Origin of the sequence: Bacillus sp. L_1B0_5, assembly GCF_000836715.1 — a bacterium.
Lineage (GTDB): Bacteria > Bacillota > Bacilli > Bacillales > Bacillaceae_G > Bacillus_A > Bacillus_A thuringiensis_S.
The window spans coordinates 45,667-59,432 of record NZ_JXIS01000009.1 but is presented as its reverse complement, the minus strand read 5'-3'; the positions used below and the strand labels follow the sequence as shown (position 1 = coordinate 59,432).

Here is a 13,766-nt window from a genome sequence, read left to right as displayed (position 1 = left end):
ACTATCTAGTTTTTCTCTCGAATATATTTTCGAACTTCAGAAATGAAATAAAGAGAACCTGTTATGATAAAAACATCATTTTTCCCTATCATTTCAACTTTTGTATCAATTGCCTCTTTCCAATTTTCAAAAACTAGTTTTGATTCTTTTTGCGAATATGATGCAAGCTTGTCGGCAGAAATAGCACGATCAAAGGCGAATGTTGTAAAAATAATTTCATCTGCAATGGTTTCTAATTGGCCTACCATGTTATGCAATTGTTTATCACCAAGGGCAGTAAATAAAACTATTACATTTTTATCTTTATAATGCGCTTCTACTGTTTTCACAAGGCTTTCAATACCTTCTGGATTATGAGCACCATCTATAATAATATCCGGGTTACTTTGTAGCTTTTCAAAGCGCCCAATCCAATACGCTTCCCGTAATCCCGTTCTTATTACCTCTTCCTCAATTAAAAATGATAAATATGTTTTTACATACATTACTGCCATAAGTGCTAGCGCTGCATTTCCTACTTGATGAAGGCCTTTCATTGAGATTTGCAAATCTTCAAATGCGGAAAAAGGACAAGTAAAATCAAACTGTTCCCCATCTTCGTTAGACTGTTTATGTAACACTGTAAAATGATTGCCAAGTTCGTATAAGTTTGCATGATTTTCCTTTGCAACATTTTGAATGACTTGCAAAGCTTCTTCATCTTGTACACCAGTAATTACCGGCACGCCAGACTTAATAATCCCCGCCTTTTCATATGCAATTTCTCCTAGTGTATTCCCTAAAATATGCATATGATCGTGACCGATATTCGTAATAATCGTGAGAACAGGGTGTATAACATTGGTAGAATCAAAACGTCCACCAAGCCCTGTTTCAAATAAAACAACATCACAGAAATTGACTTTACCGAAATAGCAAATTGCCATAACAGTAATAATTTCAAACTCAGTCGCTTCCCCTAAATCTGTCTCATCTAGCTTTTCAACGACTGGCTTTACCATCTTTACGAGTTCAGTAATCTCTTCATCTGCAATTGGTGTTCCATTCACACTAATGCGCTCATTAAATGTTTCGATGTAAGGAGAGGTAAACGTTCCTACCTTATATTTCGCGCCTTCTAACATGTAGCGCATATATGTTAACGTTGAACCTTTTCCATTTGTACCAGCAAGATGAACACATTTTATATGACGCTCTGGATTTCCGAGCTCTTCTAGCATCCAACTCATTCTTTCTAATCCTGGTTTAATACCAAATTTCAACCGGGTATGAATCCACCCTATCGCTTCTTCGTATGTATGTATCACGTATGCTTTTCCCCTTTCAAAAGACAACTTTCATAGTTCTATTATACGCAAAGAAAAGAGACTCACCAATATAGTGAGTCTCTAAAAACATTTTTACTTTTCAAGATCTGCTAGACGTTGACGAACTGCTTCGCGTTTTTCTAGGTAATCTTGCTCTTTCGCACGCTCTCCTTCAATAACCGCTGCAGGAGCTTTCGCTACGAAACCTTGGTTAGAAAGTTTCTTCTGTACACGTTCTACTTCTTTATCAAACTTCTCAAGTTCTTTCTCAAGACGAGCTCTCTCTTCATCAAGATTGATAAGATCAGCTAACGGTAAGAATAACTCCGCACCTGATACGATTGCAGTCATCGCTTTTTCTGGCGCTTGTAACTCCGTTTGAATTGTTAATTCACTTGGGTTACAGAAACGCTCAATGTAAGAGCTATTTTTCGTAAGTTGAGCAAGTACAGCCTCATCTTTTGCTTTAATTTGCATTTGAACTTTTTTGCTCATTGGCGTATTAACTTCTGCACGGATGTTACGAACAGAACGAATGATATCAACTAGAAGGTGCATTTCTGCTGCCGCTTCCGTATCTTGTAAATCTTCGCGAACTGTTGGCCACGCAGCTACTGTAATAGATTCGCCTTCATGCGGTAAATGTTGCCAAATTTTCTCTGTTACGAATGGCATGAATGGGTGTAATAGACGCATTGTTTGATCTAATACGTAAGCTAAAATAGAACGAGTTGTTTTCTTAGCTGCTTCATCTTCACCGTATAGTGGAAGTTTCGCCATTTCAATGTACCAGTCACAGAAATCGTCCCAAATGAAGTTGTATAATGAACGACCAGCTTCACCGAACTCATATTTATCCATGTTACGTGTTACACTCTCGATCGTTTCGTTTAAGCGAGTTAAGATCCACTTATCTGCAACTGATTTTTCACCAGTTAAATCGATTTCTTCATACTTCATGTCATCCATGTTCATTAATACGAAACGTGATGCGTTCCAAATTTTATTAATGAAGTTCCAAGTAGATTCTACTTTTTCCATGCTGAAACGTAAATCTTGACCTGGTGCACTTCCTGTTGATAAGAAATAGCGCATTGCATCTGCACCGTACTTCTCGATAACATCCATTGGGTCAATACCGTTACCAAGAGATTTACTCATCTTACGACCTTGCTCATCACGAACTAAACCGTGAATTAATACATCTTTAAATGGACGCTCGCCTGTAAACTCTAAACCTTGGAAAATCATACGAGATACCCAGAAGAAGATGATGTCATAACCAGTTACTAGTGCATCTGTTGAATAGTAACGTTTGAAGTCTGCTGAATCTTCATTTGGCCAACCAAGTGTTGAGAATGGCCATAACGCTGAACTGAACCATGTATCAAGTACGTCGTTATCTTGATTCCAGTTTTCAATATCTGCTGGTGCTTCTGTACCTACGTATACTTCACCAGTTTCTTTATGATACCAAGCTGGGATGCGGTGTCCCCACCATAATTGACGAGAAATACACCAGTCATGAATGTTTTCCATCCAGCGTAAATATGTGTTTTCAAAACGCTCTGGTACGAACGTTACTTTTTCTTCTTCTTTTTGTTGAAGTGCTACTGCTTTTTCTGCAAGTGGAGCCATTTTTACGAACCATTGTGTTGATAAGTAAGGCTCAACTACTGCACCGCTACGCTCACTATGACCTACTGAATGCATATGAGGCTCGATTTCTACTAATACGCCAGCTTCTTGTAAGTCTTTCACTAATTCTTTACGGCATTCGAAACGATCCATACCGTTATACTTACCAGCTTTTTCGTTCATCGATCCATCTTCGTTCATTACTAAGATGCGTGGTAAGTCATGACGGTTACCCACTTCAAAGTCGTTCGGGTCATGAGCTGGTGTAATTTTTACAACGCCTGTTCCGAAGTCTTTTTCTACGTACTCATCAGCAATAATCGGAATCTCACGGCCTACGATTGGAAGTGTAACTGTTTTTCCGATTAAATGTTTGTAACGATCATCTTCTGGATGAACTGCTACCGCTGTATCACCAAGCATCGTTTCTGGACGAGTAGTAGCAAGGCGAATGTGACCTGAACCGTCTGTTAACGGATAGTTCATATGGTAGAATGCACCTTGAACTTCTTTATGAATTACTTCAATATCAGAAAGAGCTGTGCGTGTTGCTGGATCCCAGTTGATAATATATTCACCGCGGTAAATTAAGCCTTTTTCGTATAATTGAACGAATACTTTATTAACCGCATCAGATAAACCTTCGTCTAATGTGAAACGTTCGCGAGAATAGTCTAGTCCTAAACCAACTTTCCCCCATTGTTGACGAATGTGAGAAGCGTACTCTTCTTTCCACTCCCAAGCTTTTTCAAGGAATTTCTCACGGCCAAGATCGTAACGTGAAATACCTTCTTCACGAAGTTTTCCTTCTACTTTCGCTTGTGTTGCGATACCAGCATGGTCCATTCCTGGAAGCCATAACACATCGTATCCTTGCATACGCTTCGTACGAGTTAAAATATCTTGAAGAGTTGTATCCCAAGCATGACCTAAGTGTAACTTACCAGTTACGTTCGGAGGTGGAATTACAATTGTATACGGTTGTTTCTTCTCGTCTCCTGTTGCTTCAAAATACTTGCCTTCAAGCCACCATTGATAAAGGCCTTCTTCAACGGACATATGATCATATTTAGTTGGTAAATTCTTTTCCGTGTTTGACATTATTTTCCCTCCTTAAAATAAAAAATGTCCCTCATCCAAAAAGGACGAGGGACATCGCGGTACCACCTTTATTTACAAACAAATTCATAATTTGCTTATACTCTTAATTTGATAACGGACAAATCCGTCTTTTCCTAATGAGAACTATTCCGTTCAGAAAAGATGCTCCAGGGCTACCTTCTAACATAACTATCTAGAGAATCTCCCAGCTAATGATTCTCCTCTCTGAAGACGTTTCATGTTATACTCTTCCCCTTCAAGGCATTTATATGATTGTTAATTATTATATACAATAGTGTAAAAAACGAAACCTTATTCGTCAAGATAAATTTAAAACTATGGCTTTTCGGGTGAATACAAAAAAGATAAGTAGCATTCTCTACTTATCTTCTTTATCCCGCTATTTGCGGGCAGTAAGACCCCCACCTCAAAATTCAACTGAAGCAAAGAAGTTAGATGGGAGCCACCCACTGATTAAAGTTTCACTTTACCCGTTCCCTTGCTGGGCAGCTTGTAATTGTGACAGGAAATATTCTATATTGCTAACGAGCCAATGCGATTGTTGCAAACTCTTTACTTCGCGCAGTTCATTTTCCTCGCTGCGATTATCTTTTCTTTTCCTATAAGACCCGATTTGTCGAATAAATTGTGATGGATACGTCATATAAGCAAACATGAGAAGTTGCTCTTCTTTCGTAAATGGAAAATTTTTTTGATACATTTGATACCATTCAAACCGATCACTTCTTGCGATTGGATATGTGTTTAAAGACCGCGAATAAAAACCTACTATATCTTGCACAGGCGTTGCAAACTTCGATTTTTCCAAACTAATAAAATAGCCATTCCGCTCATAGTCAAATAAAAAATGATTAAGCGACACGTTACCGTGCACAAAAGTAATACGTGTTTTCTCTTTTTCTTTCATCGCATCGTTCCACTCATTTAATTGCTTCGTTGCAAATTCACGCGCTCTCATTACATGATGATAGTACGTACAATATTGTAATTCAAACGGAGACATATACCATTTCGATTCAGATTCTACGAGAAACTCTTCTAACATCTCACCATCATTTTCCCAGCGATCGGATATAGTTGTATAATGTTTTTCTAAATCTTCTTCCGTATATGTTTCTTCCTTCACAGTTTTTTGATGCAACGTTCCGAGTGTCTGAAACATTTTATGGTATTGATCATTGTCTTCGCCGTTTCCTTCTGCACGTTCTAACCAAGGCATTAAATAATAATTATACGTCCCGTCACTTAAAATATAATTTCCATCCGTCGCATGGTATATAGGTACATAATTTGAAAAACCTTTCTCCTTCAAATATTGAATATGATGCAGAAAATTATTCCGCTCTAACTTTCTGCCTTCTATTTTCTTGAGTGCATATGGACCTTGATTCGTATAAATTTTCATTACACTTCCGTGCTCTTCCATATGCTGCGTATCCAATCTATATTGCCTCACGATAGGTTCATAGTGATTTCGTAATTCAATATCCATACGAATAACCCTTTCTATTCAAAACATAGCCTCTAAGAAAAGAAGCGAGTGAAAACACTCACTTCCTTATTTCGCCTTTACCCTTGAAACGGGAATATAAATAATTTGCCCCGTATTTAAAAATATATCTTCTGTTTGATTGACACGGTACACATTTTGTACAGACGTTTCATAACGTTCTGCAATAGATTCAATTGTATCCCCTTCTTGCACGAAATACATTCTTAACTTTGTAAATTCTTCTTCCGGTTCTTTCGTAAATAGTTTTGTTAAATAAAGCGCATTTTCATCTCGCTGTGAGTACTCTTCTTCTTGTTCTTCCTGCTTTTTCGCTTTTTCTTTCTTGAAATCTTTTCGCCCAAACAATTCAAATTGCGGCGTTGTTTCTTGCTCCGCTTCACGCTCCACAAATTCATGTTCTTCTATTTTCTCTTCTTCTAATTCCTGTTCTTTTCTTTCCTCTAACTGGAACGGTTCAAATGCGTAATCTTCCCACTCATCTGATTCCTTATATGTTGGTTCTTCTACATGCGGCGCCGGTCTATTTTCATCCTCTTGCGCTGAATCTTCTTCTAACTCCGCATACACCGTCTCTTCCTCTTCAGCTTCATCCTCGCTTCTCTCTTCATCACATAAACCGGTAATAGATATATCCGCTAATAATTGTAAGCAACCATTTTCCTTTAATTCATAATCAAATTCCTCAATTGATACATATAGTTCTTCAATTACTTTCACTCGATTTCTCGGAATTGATATTTCAAGCGGAAAGGAATGAACAAGTTCATTAACCCCATCTTCCCTTGTTTCTACATAATCAATTGACTTTGCTGGCGATAGTTCTCTTAATGAATACGCCGAATCATCTTTTCGTGCAACATACTCTCCCGTTAAATCTAATTGCCCTCTCACAATTACTTCATGATCAAGCTCTTCTATCTCAACGTCTGGATCTAACGAAATTGACAAAAGTTCATCGACTTCCTGTCCCTTTTGGAACCAAACAGATTCTTTTAATGAAAATCGTAACGAATGATCTGCAGCCACTTCTTTTCCCCCTCCCAAACTATATGTCATTACAGATTTATGTAGGGAAAGCTTACTTTATGAATAAAAAAAATCGCTCCCCTTATGGAGAGCGATTTTTCTCTAATACATTATTTTAATTTTGACATTGCAATTTCAGCTGCTGCAATCGTCGCCTCAATATCTGCGTCACTATGTGCTGTCGATAAGAATAAACCTTCGAATTGAGATGGCGGTAAGAATACACCTTGTTCTACCATTTCACGATAGTAAGCCGCAAAGAATTCTAAGTTTGAAGATTTTGCTGCATCGTAATTAATAACGGGCTCATCTGTAAAGAAAATACCAATCATAGAACCTGCACGGTTAATATGATGCGGAATGCCATGTTTTTCAGCTGCTTTACGTAATCCAGCTTCTAACATTTCAGCTTTACGCTCAAATTCTACATATGATTCTGGCGTTAACTGTACTAACGTTTCATAACCTGCTGCCATTGCAAGTGGGTTACCTGATAAAGTACCAGCTTGGTAAATCGGTCCGCTTGGCGCAACTTGGCGCATAATTTCTGCTTTACCACCGTACGCTCCTACTGGTAAGCCACCACCGATTACTTTACCTAAACAAGTTAAATCAGGTGTTACACCGTAGTAACCTTGTCCACAGTTATAAGCAACACGGAACCCTGTCATTACTTCATCAAAAATAAGCAGTGCACCGTTTTGTTCTGTTACTTCACGAAGCCCCTCTAAAAATCCTGGTTGCGGAGGAACTACACCCATATTCCCTGCCACTGGTTCTACAATTACACAAGCAATATCATCACCGAATTGTTCAAAAGCGTATTTCACACTTTCTAAATCATTATAAGCTACTGTAATCGTATTTTTCGCTACACCTTCTGGTACACCAGGGCTATCTGGTAAACCTAAAGTCGCCACACCAGAACCAGCTTTAATTAATAACGAATCACCATGACCGTGGTAACAACCGATAAATTTCAAGATTTTATTACGACCTGTATAACCACGAGCTAGACGTAGTGCACTCATTGTCGCTTCCGTTCCAGAGTTAACCATACGCACAATCTCAATTGATGGTACGCGCTCAATAACAAGTTTCGCTAATTTATTTTCAATTTCTGTTGGTGCACCGAAGCTTGTACCTCTTTCAGCAACTGATTTTAACGCTTCTACCACACGATCATTTGCATGACCATGAATTAAAGGCCCCCATGATAATACGTAGTCGATGTATTCATTCCCATCAATATCATATACTTTAGAGCCTTTTCCACGCTCCATAAACAACGGATTCATCCCAACAGATTTAAAAGCACGAACCGGGCTATTTACGCCACCAGGCATTAAGTCTTGTGCCTCTTCAAACGCCGCAATCGACTTATCAAACTTTTTCATTATTTAGCGCCTCCTTCTTGTAACCATTTTGCTGCATCTTTCGCATGATACGTAATAATTAAGTCTGCTCCTGCACGTTTCATACTAATTAATTTTTCAAGAACAACTTCTTTTTCATTAATCCAGCCATTTTGCGCTGCCGCTTTAATCATCGAATATTCACCACTTACGTTGTAAGCAACGATTGGTAAATTGAAGTTATTTTTCACATCACGAATGATATCTAAGTAAGAAAGAGCTGGCTTTACAATTAAGAAATCAGCACCTTCCATTACATCTGATTCTGCTTCACGGAATGCTTCCATACGGTTCGCTGGGTCCATTTGATATGTTTTACGGTCACCAAATTGCGGTGCACCGTGCGCAGCATCACGGAATGGCCCATAAAATGCTGATGAATATTTCACAGCGTACGACATAACTGGCACGTGTCCAAAACCATTTTCATCTAATGCATGGCGAATTGCTGTTACGAAGCCGTCCATCATGTTTGATGGCGCAATAATGTCCGCTCCTGCTTTCGCTTGACTTACAGCTGTTTTCGCAAGAACTGCAAGAGACTCGTCATTTAAAATAATACCATCTTCAATTACACCGCAATGACCATGGCTTGTAAATTGACATAAACATGTATCCGCAACTACTACTAGCTCAGGGAAATCACCTTTAATTTGTTGAATAGCACGTTGTACAATTCCATGATCACAATATGCTGATGATCCAACTTCATCCTTTTCAGCAGGTAAACCAAATACAATAACAGAACGAATACCTAAATCAACAACTTCTTGCATTTCAGCTTGCAATAAATCTAAAGACATTTGATATACGCCTGGCATAGAAGGAACTTCATTACGAACATTTTCACCTTCTAATACAAAAATAGGGTAAATAAAATCTTCCGTATGTAAAAACGTTTCACGTACAAGCGCACGCATGCCCCCGCTTTGTCTTAAACGACGATGACGATTAAATTGTAAAGAGTTCATAGATTTCTGTCCCCATTCTTTCATTTTATAGATTCACAAACACATTGTAGCAATGCTTCTACAGTGTACTCTTTCGGCACAATAACAGACGGAAAATAACGAATTGCCTCTTTTTCCGTAATAGGTCCTATACAAGCAATTGTACATTTTTTTGTCCATTCTCTCCAGTTTGTACCCTCAAGTAAACGAACAAAACTAGTAACAGTTGAAGGGCTCGTAAATGTAATAATGTCTACTTCTCCTAACTTCAACGCTGCTATAAGCTCTTGCTTTTTTTCTATATTCACTTTCGTACCGTATACGATTAACTCATCTAGAGAAACACCAATTTCCCGAAGTTTAACTGGTATTACATCTCTTGCTAAATTTCCTTTTGGAAATAAAATACGTTCATTTCCACTTAATTCTTTTAGAAACTCTTCTGCAAATGCTTCTGCAACAAATGAAGTTGGAACAAAATGAACTTGATAGCCCCTTTTTTCTAACTCTAATTTTGTTTTCACACCTACCGCAGCGATTTTAATGGTTAGTGGTAGTTTCTTTTTCAAACTATCTAGAAAAAAAGCTACACCATTTCTGCTCGTAAAAATAACCCAGTCATACGAATGTAGCTGCCCTTCAATATGTTGAATTTGCCTATGAGACATACCTTCCATACGCAAAAGCGGAATTTCCAATGGAATTCCGCTCTTTTCTTTCACTGCTACACTCATTTGTTTCGCTTGATGCTGGGCACGTGTAATCAATACCGTTTTTCCAGCGAGAGCGTTCATATTTATTGTTGCTCCTTATTTGCAGCAAGAATGAGTTCTTTGGCGCCTTGTTTAATTAAACGGTCCGCGGCCTCTAACCCTACTTCTTCAGGATTAGTACCCACTACTGTTTCTTTTAATAAAACAGAACCATCCATAGAGCCGACAAGAGCTGTTAATTCGATTGCATCGTTTTCTGTAAGGGTTGCATATCCAGCGATTGGAACTTGGCATCCACCTTCAAGTTTATGAAGAAATACTCGCTCCGCTGCCACTGTTCTTTCTGTTATCGCATCATTAATATGCGCTAACAACTGCAATAAATCCTTATCATCCTCACGACATTCAATCGCTAATGCACCTTGTCCTACAGCAGGTACACATAGCGTTTCATCTAGATGTTCTGTAATAACTTCATCATCCCAGCCCATTCTTTGTAATCCAGCTGTCGCTAAAATAATCGCATCGTAATCCTCTTCTTTTAATTTACGTAAACGTGTATCGATATTTCCGCGAATCCACTTCACTTGTAAATCTGGTCTCGCAGCGAGTAGCTGTGCACTACGTCTTAAACTACTCGTACCTAAAATAGCACCTTCCGCTAACTCTTTAAACGATGCTCCATTTTTTGAGATAAAAGCATCACGAGGGTCAACACGCTTTGGTGTACAGCCAATCATTAACCCTTCTGGAAGTACGGCTGGCATATCTTTCATACTATGTACAGCCATATCGATTTCTTTCGTAAGTAACGCATGCTCAATTTCTTTAACGAACAAACCTTTTCCGCCTACTTTTGAAAGAGTAACATCTAAAATCACATCACCTTTAGTGACAATTTCTTTCACTTCAAATTCATATGGTAAGCCAAGTGCTTTTAACTGATCAATAAACCAGTTTGTTTGCGTTAATGCTAGCTTACTCTTTCGTGAACCTACAATAATTTTGCGCATAATTCTCTCTCCTCATTATAAATACCAAAAGTGGAAATTAGATAAACTACTTAATAGAAAAATGTTAACTAACATTACGAGAAAGGCCCCTACATTCCACAGTACTATTTTCTTCCCTTGCAACACATCAGCCGCTCTTAAATACAAGCCCGCACAATATACAAATAGAACGACAAACGAACCAATTACTTTCGTATCATACCAATGAAAATTATCCAATTTTGTATATCCCCATATGCACCCTAATAAAATTGCTAGTAAGAAAAATGGAACAGAAAATAAATTTAATCCGTAAGACGTAGATTCAAGCTTCGGTAAATTCCCTAACCTTCTTAATCTCGCATTCCACTTTTTCTTTTTTAATAGGCGATATTGCAGTAAATACATAATAGAAAAAATAAACGATACCGTAAACGTTGCATAAGAAATAATCGCCATTCCAACATGCACGTATACAAGTTCTGAAACTAATTGCTCTGCAAGTACTGGCGACATCTTTCCGAGCGGTGTAAAAATAGAAAAAGCGCTTACGCCAAATGCAACAACATTTGTAAAGAAGACTAAAAAGTCAACGCGCATAAATCGATTTATGACTAACGACATCGTAATCAATAACCAAACATAAAAATAAATCCCTGATAATAAAGTTAAAATGGGATTCGTTTCTGAATCTGTCGCCCTAAGCAACATAAAAATAGACTGCAATACCCACACAATCGAAAGTAACCAAAAAGCAAATCGGTTCGCCTTTCGGTTACTTTGGAAATAATCTATAAAATATAAACTAATGCTACAAGCATATAAAATAATTGCAATATGATAAATAATACTGTTATTTAAAAAACTCATCCGATCATCCTTCCAAATTATAAAGATGGAACGGATGGTGTCCACACTCTTTTATGTTCTACTTCTTCCGCACGACTCTCTACTTCTTCCGTTTCTAAATCGAAAATCTTCGCAAATAACGCTAGTTTTTCGCTCGCTCCCTCTTCAGCAGCTATTTCTTTTGCTACTAAAATTGGGTCTTTTAATAATTGATTAATAATACTTTTCGTATGCTTACTAATAACTTTTTTCTCACGATCACTAAGGTTTGGTATTTTTCGCTCTAGGCTTACCATCGTTTCACTTTGGATTGCAAGTGCCTTATCACGAAGAGCTGATATTAATGGAACAACACCAAGTGTACTTAACCACGTTTTAAATAGAACAATTTCCTCTTCAATCATAAATTGAATTTTCTCTGCTTCTTTCAAACGCTCAGCACGGTTTGCCTCCACTACTCCTTGCAGATCATCAATGTCATACAAGAAAGAACCTTCTAGCTCATCAATCGCTGGATCAATATCACGTGGCACTGCAATGTCAACCATAAACAAAGGACGACCAGAGCGCATTTTCTCCACCTTTGTCATCATCTCTTTCGTAATGACATACTCAGATGCACCAGTTGAACTAATTAAAATATCTGCTTCTAATAATGCACATTGTAATTCGCTTAATGATTTTGCATGTCCCATATATTTCTCAGCCATTACTTCTGCTTTCGAAAGCGTCCTATTCATAACTGTTACTTTACGAGCACCACTTCCATATAAGTTTTGTAGTGCAAGTTCGCCCATTTTACCAGCACCAAGAATAAGCACGTGACAATCCGTTAACTCGCCAAATATTTTCTTTCCAAGCTCAACAGCAGCATAACTAACAGACATCGCACTTTCACCAATTGTTGTTTCTGAGTGGGCACGTTTTGCTAATGTAATGACTTGCTTAAACAATTCATTAAAAATTGTGCCTGTTGCTTTAACTTGTTGTGCTTCTAAAAAGCTATCTTTTATTTGGCCTAAAATCTGTGTTTCTCCAACTACCATAGAATCTAAACCGCACGTTACGCGGAATAAATGGTCTATTGCACCATCTTGTTCAAAAATAGTTAAATATGGTGCGACTTCTTCTATTTCAAGCTGAAACCAATCAGCTAAAAATTTCTTAATATAATACCGTCCCGTGTGTAATTGATCGACAACAGCATAAATCTCAGTGCGATTACAAGTTGATACAATGACATTCTCTAACACGCTCTTTTGATTTTGTAATGTAGTCATCGCTCGCTCTAGCTCTGCTGCCTGAAATGTGAGTTTCTCACGAAATTCTACAGGGGCTGTTCGATAATTTACACTAACAACAAGAATATGCACGCAGCATGTCCCCCTTCACCCGTTTTATCACTTTATCTACTATCATAATACAACTTTCCTCTTATGAATCTGACAATCGTGTGAACAACCGATTATTTTTTAATTATTCTCCGTATGTAATAAAGGAGATTCAGCAAACTAATAAAAAAAATCCTACTTTATAATGATTATAAATTAATAACTCTATTTGTACGTTACCAAAAAAAGTCCTCATAATCAAGTGATGGAAACTATTCCATATAAATTATAACATCATCTTTCCTATCTTCTTTCATCATGAAGGAAAATATGTATGATTGTTCCAAAATGTAGCAAACACTTTCTCAATACAATGTATTTGACATTTTATTTCTTTTTCGTTATATTGATTTTACAAAATTAAGTTGTGCACAACTTAATCAGAAGGGAGTTATGTATGACAGAGGACTCTTTGCATCTAGATAACCAACTTTGTTTTTCTATTTATGCCTGTTCTAGAGAGGTTACTCGTTTTTATCGACCTTATTTAGAAGAGATGGGTATTACGTATCCCCAGTACATTACTTTACTCGTACTATGGGAGCAAGATGGACTAACAGTAAAAGAAATTGGAGAACGTCTATTTTTAGATTCCGGTACGTTAACACCTATGTTAAAACGAATGGAATCATTAACACTTGTAAAACGTGTTCGTTCCAAAGAAGACGAGCGAAAAGTTTGTATTGAATTAACAGAACAAGGTAAAAATTTAAAGGAAAAGGCTTGTTCATTACCGACAACAATGGCTACAAACTTAGGAATTACAGAGCAAGAATATCGCTCTTTATTAATTCAACTAAATAAACTAATTGAAACAATGAAAACAATTAATGATGGAAAAGGGGAATAA

Annotated in this window: 11 protein-coding genes and 1 other annotated feature; of the genes, 1 reads left to right on the top strand and 10 read right to left on the bottom strand. The window is 37.5% G+C overall.

Features of this window, described 5'->3' with window-relative positions:
- Positions 1-5 precede the first annotated feature (5 nt).
- The 10 genes from folC to hemA all read right to left on the bottom strand — a co-directional run bounded on the left by folC (position 6) and on the right by hemA (position 12,898).
- Positions 6-1,307, bottom strand: coding sequence for a bifunctional tetrahydrofolate synthase/dihydrofolate synthase (gene folC / locus RT27_RS03290; protein ID WP_016080174.1), 1,302 nt, complete (start codon positions 1,305-1,307; stop codon positions 6-8).
- Between the two features lie 93 nt (positions 1,308-1,400).
- Entirely contained in the window at positions 1,401-4,046 is a 2,646-nt protein-coding gene (locus RT27_RS03285; protein WP_043935313.1) for a valine--tRNA ligase, read from the bottom strand.
- 37 nt (positions 4,047-4,083) lie between these two features.
- Positions 4,084-4,315: a binding site (T-box leader), on the bottom strand.
- Positions 4,316-4,533: 218 nt separating this feature from the next.
- Entirely contained in the window at positions 4,534-5,559 is a 1,026-nt protein-coding gene (gene ysxE / locus RT27_RS03280) for a spore coat protein YsxE (RefSeq protein ID WP_016080172.1), read from the bottom strand.
- Positions 5,560-5,625: 66 nt separating this feature from the next.
- Positions 5,626-6,636 carry a stage VI sporulation protein D gene (gene spoVID, locus RT27_RS03275; RefSeq protein WP_140163894.1) on the bottom strand — a complete coding sequence of 337 codons (1,011 nt, stop codon included), beginning with the start codon at positions 6,634-6,636 and terminating at the stop codon, positions 5,626-5,628.
- Positions 6,637-6,716: 80 nt separating this feature from the next.
- Entirely contained in the window at positions 6,717-8,003 is a 1,287-nt protein-coding gene (gene hemL, locus RT27_RS03270) for a glutamate-1-semialdehyde 2,1-aminomutase (RefSeq protein WP_000712942.1), read from the bottom strand.
- A complete protein-coding gene (gene hemB, locus RT27_RS03265; protein ID WP_029443370.1) occupies positions 8,003-8,992 on the bottom strand; it encodes a porphobilinogen synthase in 990 nt (329 codons plus the stop codon). Before hemB ends, hemL begins: the two co-directional genes overlap by 1 nt.
- A gap of 20 nt (positions 8,993-9,012) precedes the next feature.
- Entirely contained in the window at positions 9,013-9,765 is a 753-nt protein-coding gene (hemD, locus tag RT27_RS03260; protein ID WP_016080169.1) for a uroporphyrinogen-III synthase, read from the bottom strand.
- Between the two features lie 2 nt (positions 9,766-9,767).
- Positions 9,768-10,697, bottom strand: a complete 930-nt coding sequence (gene hemC / locus RT27_RS03255) for a hydroxymethylbilane synthase (protein WP_016080168.1) — start codon at positions 10,695-10,697, stop codon at positions 9,768-9,770.
- 15 nt (positions 10,698-10,712) lie between these two features.
- Complete coding sequence (ccsA, locus tag RT27_RS03250) at positions 10,713-11,546, bottom strand: cytochrome c biogenesis protein CcsA (RefSeq protein ID WP_000009002.1); 834 nt, start codon at positions 11,544-11,546, stop codon at positions 10,713-10,715.
- A gap of 17 nt (positions 11,547-11,563) precedes the next feature.
- The gene (hemA, locus tag RT27_RS03245) at positions 11,564-12,898 is read right to left on the bottom strand and encodes a glutamyl-tRNA reductase (protein WP_000547868.1); all 1,335 of its coding nucleotides are present in this window, start codon (positions 12,896-12,898) and stop codon (positions 11,564-11,566) included.
- A gap of 415 nt (positions 12,899-13,313) precedes the next feature.
- Here hemA and RT27_RS03240 point away from each other — a divergent pair, with 415 nt between their 5' ends.
- Positions 13,314-13,766 (top strand): MarR family transcriptional regulator, encoded by a 453-nt coding sequence (locus RT27_RS03240; RefSeq protein ID WP_016080166.1) that lies wholly within the window; start codon positions 13,314-13,316, stop codon positions 13,764-13,766.